Origin of the sequence: Streptomyces sp. NBC_01426, assembly GCF_036231985.1 — a bacterium.
GTDB lineage: Bacteria > Actinomycetota > Actinomycetes > Streptomycetales > Streptomycetaceae > Streptomyces.
On sequence record NZ_CP109500.1, the window covers coordinates 7,379,871 to 7,397,196 of the forward strand.

Annotated in this window: 14 protein-coding genes; 8 read left to right on the forward strand and 6 right to left on the reverse strand. The window is 71.4% G+C overall.

What is annotated here, in order from left to right:
• Positions 1 to 237: 237 nt before the first annotated feature.
• Positions 238 to 1,320, reverse strand: a complete 1,083-nt coding sequence (locus tag OG906_RS33065) for a Gfo/Idh/MocA family oxidoreductase (protein ID WP_329447706.1) — start codon at positions 1,318 to 1,320, stop codon at positions 238 to 240.
• Complete coding sequence (locus tag OG906_RS33070) at positions 1,317 to 2,777, reverse strand: hypothetical protein (RefSeq protein WP_329447707.1); 1,461 nt, start codon at positions 2,775 to 2,777, stop codon at positions 1,317 to 1,319. The genes OG906_RS33065 and OG906_RS33070 overlap by 4 nt, the downstream gene beginning before the upstream one ends.
• 846 nt (positions 2,778 to 3,623) lie before the next feature.
• Between OG906_RS33070 and OG906_RS33075 the strand changes: the two genes are divergently transcribed.
• The 4 genes from OG906_RS33075 to OG906_RS33090 all read left to right on the forward strand — a co-directional run bounded on the left by OG906_RS33075 (position 3,624) and on the right by OG906_RS33090 (position 8,189).
• Positions 3,624 to 4,892, forward strand: coding sequence for a B12-binding domain-containing radical SAM protein (locus OG906_RS33075; RefSeq protein ID WP_329447708.1), 1,269 nt, complete (start codon positions 3,624 to 3,626; stop codon positions 4,890 to 4,892).
• An 82-nt stretch (positions 4,893 to 4,974) separates the two neighbouring features.
• Positions 4,975 to 6,249, forward strand: a complete 1,275-nt coding sequence (locus tag OG906_RS33080) for an MFS transporter (protein WP_329447709.1) — start codon at positions 4,975 to 4,977, stop codon at positions 6,247 to 6,249.
• Positions 6,250 to 6,351: 102 nt separating this feature from the next.
• Positions 6,352 to 7,644 carry a hypothetical protein gene (locus tag OG906_RS33085; RefSeq protein ID WP_329447710.1) on the forward strand — a complete coding sequence of 431 codons (1,293 nt, stop codon included), beginning with the start codon at positions 6,352 to 6,354 and terminating at the stop codon, positions 7,642 to 7,644.
• Positions 7,645 to 7,757: 113 nt separating this feature from the next.
• The gene (locus OG906_RS33090) at positions 7,758 to 8,189 is read left to right on the forward strand and encodes a hypothetical protein (RefSeq protein WP_329447711.1); all 432 of its coding nucleotides are present in this window, start codon (positions 7,758 to 7,760) and stop codon (positions 8,187 to 8,189) included.
• Between the two features lie 138 nt (positions 8,190 to 8,327).
• Here the strand turns inward: OG906_RS33090 and OG906_RS33095 are convergent, their stop codons facing one another.
• Positions 8,328 to 9,206, reverse strand: a complete 879-nt coding sequence (locus OG906_RS33095; RefSeq protein WP_329447712.1) for an alpha/beta fold hydrolase — start codon at positions 9,204 to 9,206, stop codon at positions 8,328 to 8,330.
• Between the two features lie 82 nt (positions 9,207 to 9,288).
• On the opposite strand from OG906_RS33095, the gene OG906_RS33100 reads away from it, so the two are divergent.
• On the forward strand, positions 9,289 to 9,789 hold the full coding sequence (locus OG906_RS33100; protein WP_329447713.1) for a CGNR zinc finger domain-containing protein: 501 nt from the start codon (positions 9,289 to 9,291) through the stop codon (positions 9,787 to 9,789).
• Positions 9,790 to 9,929: 140 nt separating this feature from the next.
• Here OG906_RS33100 and OG906_RS33105 read toward each other — a convergent pair whose 3' ends face one another.
• From OG906_RS33105 to OG906_RS33115, 3 genes are all read right to left on the reverse strand, one after another.
• The gene (locus OG906_RS33105) at positions 9,930 to 10,835 is read right to left on the reverse strand and encodes a LysR family transcriptional regulator (RefSeq protein ID WP_329447714.1); all 906 of its coding nucleotides are present in this window, start codon (positions 10,833 to 10,835) and stop codon (positions 9,930 to 9,932) included.
• A gap of 214 nt (positions 10,836 to 11,049) precedes the next feature.
• The gene (locus tag OG906_RS33110; protein WP_329447715.1) at positions 11,050 to 12,078 is read right to left on the reverse strand and encodes a hypothetical protein; all 1,029 of its coding nucleotides are present in this window, start codon (positions 12,076 to 12,078) and stop codon (positions 11,050 to 11,052) included.
• Between the two features lie 230 nt (positions 12,079 to 12,308).
• Entirely contained in the window at positions 12,309 to 13,481 is a 1,173-nt protein-coding gene (locus tag OG906_RS33115; protein ID WP_329448198.1) for a L,D-transpeptidase, read from the reverse strand.
• 255 nt (positions 13,482 to 13,736) lie between these two features.
• Here OG906_RS33115 and OG906_RS33120 point away from each other — a divergent pair, with 255 nt between their 5' ends.
• The 3 genes from OG906_RS33120 to OG906_RS33130 are packed head-to-tail and all read left to right on the forward strand — an operon-like array spanning position 13,737 to position 17,322.
• The gene (locus OG906_RS33120) at positions 13,737 to 14,912 is read left to right on the forward strand and encodes a lipid II:glycine glycyltransferase FemX (protein WP_402301172.1); all 1,176 of its coding nucleotides are present in this window, start codon (positions 13,737 to 13,739) and stop codon (positions 14,910 to 14,912) included.
• A complete protein-coding gene (gene murJ / locus OG906_RS33125) occupies positions 14,909 to 16,591 on the forward strand; it encodes a murein biosynthesis integral membrane protein MurJ (RefSeq protein ID WP_443067436.1) in 1,683 nt (560 codons plus the stop codon). The genes OG906_RS33120 and murJ overlap by 4 nt, the downstream gene beginning before the upstream one ends.
• A 47-nt stretch (positions 16,592 to 16,638) precedes the next feature.
• Complete coding sequence (locus OG906_RS33130) at positions 16,639 to 17,322, forward strand: response regulator transcription factor (protein WP_329447716.1); 684 nt, start codon at positions 16,639 to 16,641, stop codon at positions 17,320 to 17,322.
• Positions 17,323 to 17,326 lie beyond the last annotated feature (4 nt).

Here is a 17,326-nt window from a genome sequence, read left to right on the forward strand (position 1 = left end):
GGTCGGCCGGTCAGTCGGGGAGCGCCGGGGGGCGCTCCTGTTCGTCGGGGTCGGCCGGGTCATGCGCCGGACATCGGCACGGGCCCACCCGGGGAGGACGAAGGCGAGCGGGCGGGGGGCCGCCTGACGCGAGGCGGCCCCCGGCCCGGAGCCGCAGCCCGGAACGGTCGCCCGGCCGCCGGCCCGGAGCCGCCGCCCGGTCACCGGCTTGCGCGGCCCCGCCCGGCCCGCGGCCGGTCAGGTGCGGACGGAGGGCGGCCGGTGGGCGGGGTGCACGGCCTCGGCCAGCAGACCGATGCGCGCCGCGCCCCGCAGATCGAGGCCGGGCGGGCCCGCGGGGGACAGCAACGCCGCCACCGACCAGCGCAGGGCGTTGTCCAGGGGCGAGTCGTGGATCAGCCACTCGCGCCGCAGCCCCGGCCCCTCCGCGGTGAGCCGGTGGGTGTTGCGCGGGAGCCGGGTGCCCCGGGGCAGGGTCACCGGGTCCAGGTCCAGGCCGAAGCGCACCGGCCCGGCGAGCACGTCGACATGGCGCTGCCTGCTCTCACCGGCCGCGGTGGGCAGGTCGAACCAGGCGGGCACGGCGACCTGCCCGGACGGGTCGGGGCCGACGATGGTGGAGTACAGCTCGATGTCCACACCGTCGGCCACGGCCCGCTCGTGCGCGGCGGTGCTGGTCAGCTCGGGGTCGGACGCCACCCGCAGGGCGTGCGCGTCCGGGGTGGTGCCCATGTAGCCGTCGTAGGCGGTCTGCGGCAGCGCGCCGCGCAGCAGGGCCAGCATGTGCAGCCACTCGTAGCCGAAGATGCCGTGGTCGCGGTCGACGAACCGGCCGGCGGCGATGTCGGCCCGCCGATCCTTGCCGAACCCGACGCGGACGGCCCGAAGGGGGTGCTGGGGCGCCAGTTCCTGCCGCATGCTCCGCAGCAGGGTCATCGCCCGGGAGTGCCGGTACTGGTCCATGACCACCAGACGGGCCTCGGGGTGGCGGTCCAGCAGGGAGTTCAGCTCGGGGATCTCCCACGTGCGGCACAGCGGTTTCTCCACCAGCAGCCGGGCCGCAGGGGCGACGGAGAGCACCTCGGCCACCGTCGCGACATGGGTGGCGGTCGGCGAGCACACCGACCAGACGTCGACGGGTCTGCGGGCGGCCGCCTGCTCGACACCCTCGAAGACGGGGATCGCGCCGGGCACCGCACCCGGGGCGGGGTCGACCACGCTGACGTCGAACCCGAGCTCGCTCAGCAGCCGTTGGTGCAGCCGGCCGGCGGCCCCGTACCCGATCACGCACACGTGGGTCCCGGACACACGGGGGTTCATCGGGCCACCGGGACCGGGGTGGCCTGGGCTGCCGGGCGGCGGGCACCGGAGGCCAGGTACTCGTCGTAGTAGGCGGCGAACAGGCCGGCCTCGTCGATCTCCCGGTCCACGGGCTCCAGATGAATGCCCGGTGCGAGGTCGCCCGCCTCGCGGCACAGCAGCTTCGCCGCGATCAGGGTGCCCGCGCGATAGGCGTCGTACCCGCGGTTGGCGATGCCCTCGTACTCGAAGAGGTTGAGCGAGCGGCCGTCCCCCAGCAGCGTGGCCGTGGTGCCGGTGGGCAGGGTGTGGCGGACACCGACCTGGGGGACCACGGTGGACCGCAGACCCTCGAACCCCTCGCTGAGCAGGCTGAAGTCCTTGGTGGCGAAGCCCGCGAGGTACACCCCGTCGGGCAGCAGCGGCAGATCGTCGTGGGTGAGGGCGAGTTCGCCGGTGTTGCCGACGATCAGGAACGGCGCGTGGGCGCTCAGCGCCTCGCCCACGCTGGTGTAGGTCTCGTACCCGTGCTCCGCGGCCGTGATCAGCGCCAGGATCTCCGTGTCCACCACGGACACCCGGCAGCCCAGCGCCCGCAGCGCGTGCGCCACCCGGCCCCCCAGCGTGCCGTAGCCCAGCAGCAGCACATGGCGGCCGATGAACTTCTCACCGGGCAGGATGGCGCGCAGCCGGCGCACGCAGGAATCGGCTATCTCGTTGTAGCCGAGCATGCTCTTGAGCCGCGAACGCGCCATGTTCAGCACGGGGATGGTCAGTTCGCCGGGGGCGCCCGCGATCCGCTTCAGCCCGCTCACGGTCAGCTCCAGGGCGCCGTCGACGCCGTCCTTCAGGACGCCCTCGGCTCCGTAGCCCTGCGCGAGCAGGCCACCGTCGTCGACCACCAGGACCTTGCGACCCGCCGCGTGCGCCTCGCGCACGAACTCGTCCACCCGCTCATTGGCCGCCAGGGCGTACGCGCGCGCCGTCGTGTCGGCCGAACCGTTGATCACCGAGTTGTCCAGCGTGTCGCTCCGGTAGCCGCGGTGCAGGAACCAGGCGTGGACGCGGTCGCGGTGCAGGGTCCGGTCGCCCTTGGAGAGCGCGAAGATCCACTGCGGGTCGATGCCGGCGCGCTCCATGCCCCACAGGAAGCCGACGCTGTTCTCCACGTAGTGGTCGCGGAAGATCAGCGCCCAGTCGCGGAAGGCCGGCTCCTCGGTGGCGTAGCGGGCGACCAGGGGCATGCCCCCCACGATCGTGTCGACCTCCGCGTCGGTGAAGCAGTGGCCGCGCAGGGTCAGCGCCTCGACGACGCGGTCGAAGACGGCCCCGGCCCGAGCGGAGAGCGGTCCGGCGGCGGAGAGCAGCACCTGCGTGCGAGCGGCCGCGGGGACGACGGGGTCCAGGGTGCCCGGGGCGGTGTCGGCGATCGGCCGGCTGCACAGCCGTACGGAGGTGCCGTCCAGCTCCATCAGCATGTCTCCCGGCCCCCGTTCCGCGGGCTCCGGGCATGGCACGCCCTCCCCGCGCAGTACCGACCGGACCGTCTCACCGACATCATGAGGCGTCATACGACCGTCGAGGATCTCGTACCGGTTCGCGCCGGGCCACGCCGCGGCGCCACCCTCGACCGCGACACCCCTGGACTCTCCTTCAACCAACGTCATCGTCTCAACCTCTTCTCGTCGTGGATCGGGCCATCGCCCCGGAGTGTCCGGCGCACCGGTGGCCGGCGTCCGGCGCCACCTCCCGAGGGGCGGCGAGCACGGGTGCGCTGACGGAGCGACGGCCCGAGGGGCCTGAGCCGGGGGCCGGAGGGCCCGGCGGTGGTCGGGCCGCGGGGGCTCCGGCCGGCACATCGGGAGCCTATGAAGATCGTTCGCTGCTCCCCAGCCCCTACGCCCCCTACCACCCCCTACCGGTCGACGGCCGGAGCCGCGAGGTGTGAGCGCGGCGGGCAACAGCGGCCCGGGCGACAGCGCGCAGCGCATCGCGGAGACGGGACGCGGTCCGGACCCGACCTCCCGGCTCCGTGCGTCGCGGGAGGTCCGCGCGGTCCTCCCGCCCGGGCCCCGTAGGGGGTGGTAGGGGTCGTAGGGGCTGGGGGAGCGGCAGACGATCTTCGTAGGGTCACGGTGCCCCTACCGTCCACGGACCCCGGCGTGCCGGAGCGCCGGTGTGCTTCGAGCGCCCCGCCGCGCACGCACCCTTGCCCCACATCCCCCGGCGCCGCGGCGGCAGGGCGAAGGCGACCGGGCTCAGAGCAGCCCCGTGTCCCCGGATCCCCGCCGTCACGCGTCCACGAACCCGCCCGGGAGCCTCGTATGACCCACGTCTGTTTCGCCATTCCCGACGACGAATTCGACCGTGAATTCCTTCAGCTGCCACTCGACGTGGCCAACGCGGGCGCGGCGCTGCGTGCCGAGGGCATGCGTGTGTCGGTGTGGGACAACCGCCTCACCGACACCCCGCCCGACACCGACGGCGACCCCGACATCGTGGTCGTGATCACCGCCATAGCCGACCGCGCCCAGTGCTATCCCCTCGTGCTGGACCCGGTCAGGGCGCTGGCGGACCGAGCCCGCCGGCAGTGGCCGGGGGCGACCCTGGTCGCCTGCGGACCGCACGCCACGCAGATGCCGGAGGCCACGCGCCGCGAACTGGGCACCGATCACGTCGCGCGCGGCGAGACCGACTCCGCCGCCGTGCAGGCGGTACGCGACCTGGCCGCCGGCCGGCCGTCGCTGCCGGTGATGCCGCTGGCGGACAGCTATCCGCAACTCGCCCCCGAACAGTGGCCGCTGCCCGCCTACGACCTGTTCGACCTGAGTTCCTACACCGCCGAGGTGTTCATGGACGGCCAGGTGCGACGCGGCTCGTGCGGCATCGTGCTCGGGGTGCGGGGCTGCACGTACGGCTGCACCTTCTGCCACCTGCCGTTCGGTACCCGGATGCGCCCCCAGCCCGTGGAGCGCACCCTCGCGGAGATCGCGGCCATGCGCGAACGCGACGTCGACTTCATCTTCTTCCTCGACTACGTCTTCGGGCTCCACCCCACCTACTACAAGGAGTTGTGCCGGGGCCTGACCGGTCAGGGCGTCGGCTGGACGGGCCAGAGCCGGGCCGAGGTGGTCCTGCGCACGGACGTGGACGAATGGGCCCGGGCCGGCTGCAAGGGCATGTGGCTCGGTGCCGAGTCCCCGGGGATCGCCGACACACCCGTCGGCAAGCGGATCAAGCCCGGGGTGACCAACGCGGCCGTGCGCAAGCTGCAGGACGCCGGGATCACGCCCTTCGCCTTCATCCTCGTGGGCCTGCCCGACGACCCCGCCTGCCAGAACGGGGAGCTGCTGGAATGGGCGACGAACCTGCCCGGCTACTTCGGGCTCAACCAGCTCTTCCTGCGCCCCGGCACCACGCTGTACGACCAGCTGGCGCCCCGCTACAACGACGGCAGGATGCCGAGCACCTGGTCCGAGGTGGAGGCCGTGACCCGGCGCTACCGGGAGAGCTACCCCGTGGACCTGAACGAACTCCGGGACCAACTGTCCCGACTGCCCAACTACATCGGCAACGCCATGGCGAAGCTGTGAGGTTCGCCGCGAGCCAGGCACCGCGCCCCACCACGCCGTCGCCCGCCCCGCCGCCGCCAGGGCACCGGGAGGTCACCTCACCATGAGCACGGCACCGTCCGCGCCGCCGCGGCCGGGACGGCTGACCACGGCGCTCGGCCTGCCCCGGCTCGACGGTCAGCGGCGCCTGCTCGCGGCCGTGGTCATCGACAGCACGGGCAGCGGCCTCGCCCTGCCCTTCCTGCTGCTCTACCTGACGTGGCAGGACCGGATGACGGCGGCCACCGCCGGAACCCTCCTGACCGTGGCCGGGGCCGCCGCCCTGGTCGCGGGGCCGCTGTCCGGGCCGCTGATCGACCGGTGGGGCCCGGTACCCCTCGTCCAAGCGGCCCACGTGCTGCGCGCGACCGCCTTCCTCGTCTATGCGGCGACCGGCTCCGCGCCCACGCTGCTCGTCGCGGCCACGCTCGCGGCGCTCGGGGACAACCTGTTCTGGCCCGCCAACCGGGCGTTCCTCGCCCGGCGCTGCCACCCCGGGGAGCTGATCCGCTGGTACGGCCTCGAACGGACCCTGCGCAACGTCGGGATGACGGTCGGCGGGCTCACGGCGGGCGTCCTGGCGGGGCAGGGCGTGAACGGCCTGCGACTGGTCCTGGCGGCGAACGCGGCCAGCTACGTCCTCGCCGCCGTCCTGATCGCCTTGCTGCCGGCCACCGAGCGGCGTCCGTCCGCCGGTCACGTGCCGACGGTGTCCGGGCACCGTTCGACCCGGCCCCGTCCCGACCGCGCGTACGTGACCATGGTGGCGGCCAACACGGTGCTCGTGGTCGTCTGCACGGCGCTCCCGGTGCTCGTGCCCCTCTACGTCGTCCAGCGGCTCCACCAGCCCACCTGGGTCGTCGGCGCGGTGTTCGCACTGAACACCGCGCTGGTGACGGCGGGTCAGTCCCTGGTGGTGCGGTACCTGGAACGGCGCGAGCACCTGCGCACCCTTCAGCGGGCGGCGCTGGTCTGGTCCGCGGCGGCCGTGCTCTTCGGCGCGGCGAGCGGCCTGTCGCGGTCGGCGGCGCTGTTCCTGCTCACGCTCGCCGTGCTGGTGTTCACCGCGGCGGAACTGATGCACGCCCCCACCAGCGACGTCGTGGCCGTCCGCATGGCCCCGGAGGAAACGCCCGGACGCCACCTCGGCCTGCACCAACTGTCCTGGGGGGTCGGCTCCGCGATCGCCCCGCTGGCCCTGACCGCGGCACTCGCGCTGGGCCCCCGGTGGCCGTGGGCCCTGTTGGCCACCGGTGCGGCGGCCGCCGCCGTCGCCCTGTCCGCCGTACGCCGCACCGTCGGCCCGATCCTCCCGGCCGGAGACGGCCCCGGGGCCTGAGAGCGGCGAAGAACACGGCGCCGGTCGGTCACCGCCGCGCACCGGCGCGGGGCGGTGACCGACCGGCGCCCGAACGAGATCGTCAGCAGGAAGAGAAGAGAGATGGCCGAAGAGATGACGTTCTGGGACTACTCGAGGTCGCAGGCGCTCAGCCGCTACAACGGTTCGAAGATCGACGCGAGAGAGATCGCGGACCTGTGCGGCATCCGCAAGGACGCCGAGTCGATCGACACCGCGTTTCCCTCCCCGGACGCGATCGCGGAGATCCATCCGCTGGCCCTCAAGCGGCCGAGCCGGTGGGAAGCCGCGATCGCCGCCGCGATCTACGCCTACAGCGGTCAGATCGCCGCCCGACAAGAGGTCATCAAGGCGCGCGAACTCCTGGACCGGCTCCCGCGGGCCGATCGCAGTGCCCTCACCGTCTCGCGCATGCTGGCGCTGGTCCCCACCATGATCGCCGGATTCCGCTTCAGCCGGCAGGGGGACACCTTCAACCCGGAGGCGAACCGCTACCTGGAAGGCGCGCGTTTCCTCTCGGCGCTGCTGGAGGACAGGCCGGCCCTCGACGTGGAGATCGGACTGTGCGCGCACCGAGCCGGTGTGGGGGATCCGGCGCTGCCCGCACACGTCGACGCGTCGGGTTCGAGCCGCATGGTGGCCTTCGTCGGTTCGCTGCTCGACAACTCGCTCGCGAAGCAGCGAACGGTCAACGTGTCCCAGCAGACGGCCACCGACCGGGCCGCGGGCACCGTGCACTCCCTCGTCTTCACGCGGTACGCGCTCGACGGCAGGATGGAGCACCTCCTGCGCACGCTCGATCAGCACGCGGACGACATACGGGCACTCCTGACGCGGCACAACGCCGTCTCGGAAACCGAGTTCCGCTTCACGCCGCTCGACCCCTTCAGCGAGCTGGTCGAGCGCGACATGGAGGAGGCGTTCGGCCCGGACTGGTCCGGTGCGCCCGTCGACCCGCGCTGGAAGACCGGCGAAACACTGGACGCGGCCGTCGAGGCGGCGAAGGGCACGATGCTGCGCTTCACCCGGAACGAGCCGCACGACCTCGACCACCTGCTCGCGATCCACGCGAACTCCGAGCACCCGAGCGAGCGCGGCACGTCGGCGCTCCACTGGTTCGACCGGCACCATCGGCAACCACTGGAGGTCCGCGCCCGCTACGACGTCGCCTTCCACCATCGCCTGGCCCTGACCACGCTGAGCAGGGACAGCGTGGGAATCGGCATGGAGCGGGGATGGGACGCCTACCAGTGGCTCGCGTGGAACGCCGCGTACGGATCGGCCCGGACGGCGATGCCGTTGCTCTACGCCAGGAGTTCGACCGAACCGGCGAGCCACGTCTCCCTGCGGAGCTTCAACCTCCGCCAGTTCTGGTGAGACCCCGGGGGCATCCCCGCCCCCTTTAAGCCGTGACTTAAGAGGTGGGCCACGGATGGTCGACCCGGCCAGGATGTGAAGCCGCAACCGGCCCATCCCATCCTGGAGATCGTATGAAGCCGCATCTCGCCGCCGCCCTCGGTTCCCTCGTGCTGACTGCGGGCACCTTGCTGGTGGCTCCCGCCGCCGGCGCGCAGACCGCCGCCTACCCCACCACCGATTTCGACGTCACGTTCGGGAACACGTGGACGAAGGGCAAGATCACCTGGCAGAACCGGTCGGTCGTGGTGACGGGGACCCACAAGTCGGTGAGTTCGGCCGGTCCGGCGTACTGCCGGCGCACCTGGACGTACACCTACAACGCCGCCGACACCGTGAAGTTGGGCTCGGCCGGCTCCGATTCCTCCGACACGGCGTGCGGTACGTCCAGGAACTTCACCTTCACCGTCCCGGCAGACGTCCCCGGCGGAGCAGGACTCGTACGCGTCTGCCTCGACGACGGCAACCTGAAGGACCTGCTCTGCCACCCCTACCGGCGGCCCTGACCCACCCGGCCGGTCGGAAAGCGTTCCAGGCGCGTGGCCTCGGCGGGGTCGAGGCCCGCGCCCTGTCCGGCGGTACGACACGCCGCCTCCCCGTCCACCGCATCACCGGCAGGAGGACCGGAGCGGCGCTCCTTGTCATCAGCCGACCGGCGCGCCGAGTACGCGCGGGCGGAATCGGATGATGGCCTCGGCGACGGCGTCGAGGTGGCTCTCCAACAGGAAGTGGCCTCCGTCGAGCAGGACGATCTCCGCGTCCGGGGCGTCGCGCCGGAATGCCTCCGCGCCCGCCGACGCGAAGATCTCGTCGTTGCGGCCCCAGATCGCGAGGACGGGGACACGGCTCGACCGCAGCCAGTCGTGCACCGCCGGGTAGAGGGCGCGGTTGCCGGCGTAGTCGCCGAACAGGGCGAGTTGGGCGCGGTCGACGCCCGGGCGGGCAAGAAGGGCCAGGTCGTGCTCCCAGGCGTCGGGATCGATCAGGCTGGGGTCGGGGACACCGTGGGTGTACTGCCACTCGACGGCTGCCCGGCCCAGCGCGGGCCGCAGCCCTGCCTCGTTCTCCGGGCTGCGGTGCGCTCCGTAGGTCCAGATGGGTTCCCAGAACTCCGGCACGAACCCTTCCTCGTAGGCGTTGCCGTTCTGTGAGACGACGGCGAGGACGGCTTCCGGGTCCGCCAGCGCGAGCCGCCAGCCGATGGGCGCGCCGTAGTCCTGTACGTAGATCGCGTAGCGGTGCACGCCGAGGCCGGCCAGGAAGCCGCGGGTCACCTCGGCGAGGGCGTCGAAGGTGTAGGGGAAGTCCGTCACGCCGGGCGCCGACGAGCGGCCGAAGCCGATGTGGTCGGGGGCGATCACCCGGTAGTGACCGGCCAGCGCCGGGATCAGGTGCCGGAACATGTGGGAACTCGTCGGATAGCCGTGCAGCAGCAGGAGGACGGGGGCGTCCGACGGGCCCGCCTCCCGGTAGAAGACGGTCAGGCCGTCGACGTCCACGGTCCGGTGATGAACAGCAACCACGGTAACCCCTTAAAGTGATTTAAACGGTTAGGTTATGCTGATCATGCACGGGGCCGTGGGGCTCGTCAAGGAGAGGTGGGTCGTGGCCGAGGATGAGGAACTGCTGCTCACCGTTCTCAACAGTGCGCCGGTGATCGACGGGCTCCCCACGGATGCCCTGAGTGACCCGGGTGCGGGAGCCTGGACGCGAGCGCTCGGGGGGAGCGGCACGAGTGAGGAACGCGACCGCCTGCGCCATGTGCGTGACGCGCTGCACCTGCTGATTCGGGGGACGTCCTCGGATGTCAGCAGCCTCGCCTCCGTGCTCGACCGGGCGCGACTTCGCCCCGCCGTATCGCCCGCAGGCGTGGCCTGGCAGCTGGAGGCCGCGCCCGATCAGGAGCTCGCGGTCCGTGTCGTACTCGCGTGGTCACGCGTCACCACGGAACTGCCGCGACGACTGCGGGCCTGCGCGAACGAGGAGTGCAACCTGTTCCTCATCGATCGCAGCAGACCCGGGACCGCCCGATGGTGTTCCATGGCAGCCTGCGGCAACCGAATGAAGGCGCGAACCCACGCGCGCAAACGGCGCTTCGAGGAGTGACCGCCCGGCCGGCGAACCCGGCCGTTCCGGAGCCCGGCGCTGTCGCCGGACACCCGCGTACCCGGGTTGGGTGCGGCGGCCCGTCACTGCGAGCGGTATCTGACCGCACGCCCTGAGGCGCGCGGGCGACCGGACGACGGCTACGACGTTTCGCTGACGGCCAGCGCGGTGCGCGCCAGCCCCCGCAGCCAGGCGTGGGCGTGGTCGGTGTCGTAGCGCTGATGCCATGACAGGTACATCGACGCCGAGGGGAGTTCCAGGGGGAGGGGGAGCACGGTCAGGCCGAGGTCGGCGACGGCCGTCCGCGTGGTGGCTTCGGGGACGCTGATCAGGAGATCGGAGTCGCGCGCGAACTCCAACGCGGCCGCTTCCGTGGGCGCGGTCGCCACCACTCGGCGGGTGAGGTCGAGTCGCGCCAAGGCGTCGTCGAGGGCATTGCCGAGGTTTCCGCGCCGCGAGACGGTGACGTGATCGGCGGCGGCGTACTGCTTCGCGGTGATGGCCTTGACGCGGGTCAGGGGGTGCCCCTGCCTCACGACGACGACGAGGCGGGTTTCGCCCACCTTCTCGGCACGGATGTCCGGTGCGCTCGGGAGGTTGGCGTTCGCCTCCAGGTCGACCTCCCCGCGCCGCAACTCGGGGGTGTCGATGCTCGATTCCGCGACGAAGCGCAACCGCACGCCCGGCGCCTGTGCGCGTACGCCCGCGAGCAGAGCGGGGCCGCTCAAGGCGACCAGGGAATCGTGCCAGCGGAGTGTGAAAGTGCGCTCCAGCGTCGCCAGATCGAGTTCACGGCTCGGTGCGAGCACACCCTCGACCTGCTGCAACAACTCGTGCACCTGTTCCCGGACGGCGATCGCATACGGCGTCGGGGTCATCGTGCGGCCGGTGCGCACCAGGATCTGATCCCCGGTCGTGCGCCGGATTCGGCCCAGACTGCGGCTCATCGCAGGTGCGGTGACATGCAGGCGTGCGGCCGCCCCGGCCACACTGCCCTCTTCCAGCAGCGCGTCGAGCGCCGTGAGCAGATTCAAATCCAATTGCATGTGAGTAATCCTAGCCGTGCTTGACATGCATGTGAAGTTAACCATTGGGCTCCATGCCTTCGAGACAGAGCGCAGGACACCACGTCTGACCCGGCCTCATCACCCCTCCTGACCACGGGAGTACCGCCATATCCGCGACCCTTCAGACCACCGGTGTCGACCTGCTCGATCAGACGGTGATCGCCGTGGTGCGTTGTCATCCGGCCGCCGGCAGTCACGTCGCGTCCATGCCTTGGGGGAGACCGCGCGTCCTCAGCCAGTAGGAGCGGGCCGCCACCAGCAAGGCACATCCGTACACGGCGAATGCCGCCATTCCGATCCAGCCGACCAGGAGCACGTCTTGAGGGGAGTGGAAGTCGCCTCTCCGGATCGTCACCACGTCCATCGTGGCCAGAGCCATGTAGCCGAGGCCGAGCACACCGTACGGGGCGAGGGTGGCGGCACCGATCAGGGCCGGAGCCAGAGGGAGCCCGCGCGGGACGCGGCGACCTCGCAGGAACGGCGTCCAGCGTGGGAAGACCTGGCCCCAGGGTCGGACGAGCCCCCACAGCAGGAAGATGCCGAGCGCGGCCAGCAGCATGGTGGCATCCAGGCCCCAGGACTCGAAGGCGAGCCAGATTCCCGAGGCGCCGTTGCGCTCGGAGATCGCGCGCATCTCCGCACCGGATGTGCCGGCGAAGGTGCCGCCGAAGGCCCAGATCTGTTTCATCGCCGCATACGGGAGAAAGGCCACCGTGCCTGTCCAGGCGACGAGTTGAGCAGGCCGGGGTGCGGCGGTGGGCGCCGAGGCGGCGCCAGCGACAGGAAGGAGCCGATCAGATCGGGCGGTGGCCGCGAGGAGGAACGTCCCGCCCGCCGCCAGCGCGTGGTTCACAGCGGAGGCCCGACTGTCGACGCCTTGGCCGAACATCAGCGTGATGGCATCCATGAGCAGGCTGAACGCGGCGAGACCGGCCAGGCCGCACACCGTCCACAGCAGCGCACGCAGTGCGGGCCGCAATCCGTGGCGCGACACCGCTGCACAGGTCAGTGCCGCCAGGGCTCCCACTCCCGTGACGGCCCAACCCGACGCGGCCACCGGGATGCCGCCGTGGTGGAACAGGCGAGTTCCCTTCAATGCGCAGGCCAGACCGAATCCGGCGTACGCCACCCCCCAGAGCAGCGCCGCCCACTGCACCCTGCGCAGCCCCTGCTGCCTCCGAGTGCGCCAGAACGCCTTCATCATCCGTGGATCAGTGGTCATGTTCTGAACGTCGCATCGACGAGCTCCCTCCGGATCGGCCGCTTGAACGACCTGCCTCCCCCGCCCGGGGGAGCACCGTGGAGACGCGGGCATGCCTCACCGTCCGGTTCGACGGCGACGCCCGGCTGCACCAGGCAGCGCGGCGCCTGGCACGGGCGGAGTTCGCCAACGCCGGGCAGACCCGGGCGCGGTCCGTGGGGTACCCGGCGGCGCCGAGCGGTTCCCGTCCGTCACCCGTTCCGCGGGGCGCCGGACAGGGCGCTCGTGGCCTTCCACTCATCCCACGACAGGTTCCACTCGCCGTAGCCGTTGCCGATGTCCGCGTTGCCCTTCGAGCCCGCGCCGACCACCTCGAAGGCGTCGCCGATCTGGGACTGCCCGAAGAACTCCTCGGCGTCGGCGCGGCTCATGCCCACGCAGCCGGAGCTGCTGTTGACGCGGCCGAAGGCGCCCTCGTTCCAGGGGGCGGCGTGCGCGTACATACCGGACCAGGTGAGCCGCATCGAGTAGTCGACCATCTTGTCGTACGCGTTCTCCAGGCCCACCGTCCGGGAGTCCATCCGGATAGTGCCCTCCTTCGACATGATCACCATCTTCCCCGACCAGGAGGCCTTCTGGCCCCCTGGAGTGCCGGCCGAGATCGGGACCGACCTGAGCTCTTGGCCGTCCTGGGTCACCGACATCCTCCTGGTGTCGAGGCTGACCTGGATCCGACGGTCCTTGCCGATCCTGAAAGCGGTGTCGTAGTCCCGGGTGAACATGCCGGCGCCCTTGCCGGAGTCCACGCCGTTCAGGTGCATCTCGACCTTCACGTCCGTGCCGGACTTCCAGTACTCCTTGGGCCGCCAGTCGACGCGGTCGTTGCCGGAGTAGTCCTTGAGCCAGCCCCAGGAGCCTTCGGTGTTGTTCGAGGTGGTGACCTTGAGTTGCTTCTCGACCTCCGCCTTGTTCGTCACCGGGTTGTCGAAGACGAGCGACACGGGCATCGCCACGCCCACCGAGCTGCCCTTGGGGATGTTGATCGAGACCTTGTTCACCTTGTCGGCGGCGCTGGTCCTGAATCGGGTGCCGGCGCTCTGACTTTCGGAGTTCTGCGCCTCGACCTTGTACTCCGCGCCGGGTGGGGCGTTGCGCTCCGAGGTCCAGGTCTTGCCGTCATCGGATATCTTCCCCGGCAGTTCCGCGCCCTTCGCGTCGGTCACCTTCACCTGGGCCAGCTTTCCGTCGGCCACCGTCACGGTCACCGGCCGGCCCGCCGTGACCTGGTCGCCGGTGAGGTTGACCGATACCGCCATGGGCGCCTTCGGCTTCAGCGCGGTCTCGCCCTTGTCGTCACCCCCACCGTCACCTCCGCCCGAACAGGCGGTCAGCGAGGCGGCGGCCAGGAGTGCGGTGCCCGCCATGGCGGTGCGACGTATACGGCTCAACGAAGTCCCTTTCCGGGGATGTTGACGGTGGAGGTTCGCAGAAGAGGACGCGAACGGCTCGACTCTAGGCTCCGCAATCGGGGGAAAGGGTCGTCCTTTTCCCCGTGACGTCGACCGCAGCGAAACGGTCATCATCCGGTCACAAACGTTGCGCGCTTCGGTCACGGTCGGCTGTGAAAGTCCTGTGAGTGCCCGTCAGGGAGACCAGGAAGAACAGGGAGGCCGACAGCCGTGTGTGCACTGCTCGTGAACCCCGCTCAGCAGGACCACGACCACGACCAGGACCGGGAGCTTCACGTGCGCACCCTGTCGGTCCCCGAATACCAGGCATTCCTTGCCCGGCACGAGGGGGCGAGCTTTCTCCAGTACCCGTCCTGGGCCCGCGTAAAGGACCTCTGGCGTTCGGAAAGGCTCGGATGGCACTATCCGGACGGTGAGATTCAGGGTGCCGGACTCGTGCTCTACCGACAACTCCCCGGAACCCGGAAGTACTTCGCCTACCTACCCGAGGGCCCCGTCGCCGACTGGTCCGATCCGTACCTCGACCGCTGGCTCACCCCGCTCCTGCGCCACCTGCGTGCCTCCGGTGTCTTCGCCGCCCGCATCGGCCCCACCCCCGCCTACCGTCGTTGGGACGCGGCCACCGTCAAGTCCGGCGCCGGGCCCGGCCGGCAGATATCCGACGTCCTCGCCAGCGAGGTCGACCCGGTGGGAGCCGCCCTCGCCGACCGGCTGCGCGCCCGCGGCTGGAGGAGGTGCGGCGGAGAGGACGACGGCGACGCCCAGCCCCGCCACGTCTTCCGCGTGCCTCTGGCCGGCCGCGACCTCGAAGACGTGTGGGCGGGCTTCAACCAGGAATGGCGGCGCAACGTGCGCCAGGCCGAGAAAGCCGGTGTGGAGACGGTCATCGGCACCTTCGCCGACCTGCCCGAGTTCTACCGCCTGCTGCGCATCACCGAGGAGCGCGACGGTTTCCGGCTCGGCCGCTCGCTCGCCTACTACGAGCAGCAGTACAAGGTGCTCAACGAGGAGGCACCGGGCCGCATGCGGCTCTACCTGGCCGTCCACCAGGGGGAGATCCTCGCGGCCCACACGATGATCATCGCCGGTAGACGCGTCTGGTACCAGACCGGCGCATCCGCCGACCACCGGCGCGAGGTGCGGCCGAGCAACGCCCTCCAGTGGCGCATGATGTCCGACGCCCACGCCCTCGGTGCACAGGAGTACGACATGCGCGGGGTGCCCTCCACCCTCGACCCGACGGCGCGTGCGTACGGTCTGCTGCGGTGGAAACTCGGCACCGGGGGACAGGTCGTCGAAACGCTCGGAGAGTGGGAGATACCCATGGACGGAGTCGCCAACGCCGCGCTCCACAAGGCGTTCCAGGCCTACCTGGCCCGCCGGTGACGGCCACCGACACCGGGCCCGGAAGCAGAGCGGCCGCCCCGGGCGGCGCCGGCGGCGAGGCGCCGGCGAAGACCTCGGTACTGCGCAGCAGCGTGCTCATGGCAGCCGGCTCGATCGTCTCCCGCGCGACCGGCTTCATCCGCTCCGCCGTCGTCGTCGCGGCATTGGGCACCGGACTGCTCGGCGACGGCTACGCCGTCGCCAACACGGTCCCGAACATCATCTACATCCTTCTCATCGGCGGCGCGCTCAACGCGGTCTTCCTGCCCGAACTGGTTCGGGCCGCCAAGGAGCACGCGGACGGCGGAGCCGCCTACACCGACCGGCTGCTCACCGCCTGCACCGCGGCCCTCGTGGTGCTCACCGCCGCCTCGGTCCTCGCCGCCCCGCTGATCGTCTCGGCGTACACCGACTACAGCGGCGACCAGGCGAGCACGACCGTGGCCCTCGCCCGGTACTGCCTGCCGCAGATCCTCTTCTACGGGCTCTTCACCCTGCTCGGCCAAGTACTCGGTGCCCGCGGCAGGTTCGGCGCCATGATGTGGACCCCGGTCCTCAACAACCTCGTGATCATCGGCGTCTTCGGGCTCTTCCTCCACGTCTCCCACGACGCGGCGGGCGGCCTCACCGCCGCCGAGACCCGGCTCCTGGGCCTCGGCACGACCGCCGGCATCGTCCTCCAGGCCCTCGCCCTCGTCCCCTCGCTGCGCGCCGCCCGCTTCCGCTGGCGCCCCCGCTTCGACTGGCGCGGCAGCGGCCTCGCCCGCCCGCTGCGCAACGCCGGCTGGCTGGTGATGCTCGTCCTCACCAACCAGATCGCCTACTGGGTCGTCACCCGGCTCTCCACCATCAGCGGGCAGCACGCCGTCGAGGCGGGCCTCGCCGGCGGCGCCGGCTACACCGCCTACAGCAACGCCTACCAGCTGTGGATCGTCCCGCAGGGCATCATCACCGTCTCCCTCGTCACCGCCCTCATGCCCCGGATGAGCTCGGCCGCCGCCGAGGGCGACCTCAGCACCCTGCGCCGCGACGTCTCCCACGCCCTGCGCTCCAGCGCCGCGTTCGTCGTGCCGGCCGCCGCGCTGTTCGTCGCCCTGGCCCCCTGGGTGATGGGCAGCGTCTTCGAGTACGGCCGCACCGGGGCCGCCGACATCGAGGTCATGGCGGGGATGCTCATCGCCTTCGCGCCCGGCCTGATCGCCTTCTCCGCGCAGTACGTCCTCTCGCGTGGCTTCTACGCCCTCTCCGACACCCGGACTCCCTTCTTCCTGAACCTGGTCATCGCCGGGCTCAACGCCGCACTGTCCGCAGGCGCCTACTTCCTGCTGTCCCCGCGCTGGGCCGTCACCGGCATGGCCGCGGCCTCCTCCGTCGCCTTCCTCGCGGGCGCCGCCGTCACCGCCTACACTCTCGCGCGCAGGCTCGGCCCGCGCGCGGGCACGCGTACCGAACGGCGCGCGAGTGCCGGGAGGACCCACCTGCGACTGCTGGCCGCCTGCACACCGGCGGCCGTCGCCGGGTACGCGACCGCCCGCGCCGCCGACCCCTTCGGTGACTTCGTCGCGGTCGGGGCGGGAACCGCCGCCCTCTCGCTGGTCGTCGTACTCCTCGCCCGGCCACTGCGCCTCACGGAGATCACCGAGCCGCTGGGCTCCCTGCGCCGCAAGTTCGGCCGGTAGGGGGAGCGGGAGTCAAGGCCAACGCACTACCCAGGGATACTGACGGGATGCCACGTGTACTGCTGATCGAGGACGACCCTTCCATCCGGGAGGGCGTGGGCCTCGGCCTGCGCCGCCGCGGCCACGAAGTGAGTTCCGCCGAGACCGGGGAGGAGGGACTCGCCCTGATGGGCGGCTTCCGTCCCGAGCTGGTTCTGCTCGACCTGATGCTGCCGGGCATCAACGGCGTCCAGGTCTGCCGCCGCATCCGCGAGGACAACCAGGTGCCGATCATCATGCTCACCGCACGCGGCGACGACTTCGACATCGTCGTCGGCCTGGAGGCCGGGGCCGACGACTACATCGTCAAACCCGCCCGCACCGAGGTCATCGAGGCCCGCATCAAAGCCGTACTGCGCCGCCTCAGCGACCCGGTGGGTGCCCGCCCCGGGATCGAGCACCACGGCGAACTCACCATCGACCGCGCCGGGCTGAGCGTCGCCAAGAACGGTGAACGCGTGCCCCTCGCCCCCAGCGAGATCAAGCTCCTGCTGCACCTGTCGGCCTCGCCCGAACAGGTCTTCTCCCGCCGGCAGCTCCTGGAGTACGTCTGGGACCACAGCTACCACGCCGACGCCCGGCTCGTGGACGCCTGCGTCCGCCGGCTGCGCACCAAGATCGAGGCTCCCCACGCGAGCCCCCGCTACGTACAGACCGTGCGGGGCTTCGGCTACCGCTTCGGGCCCCTGTAGGCCA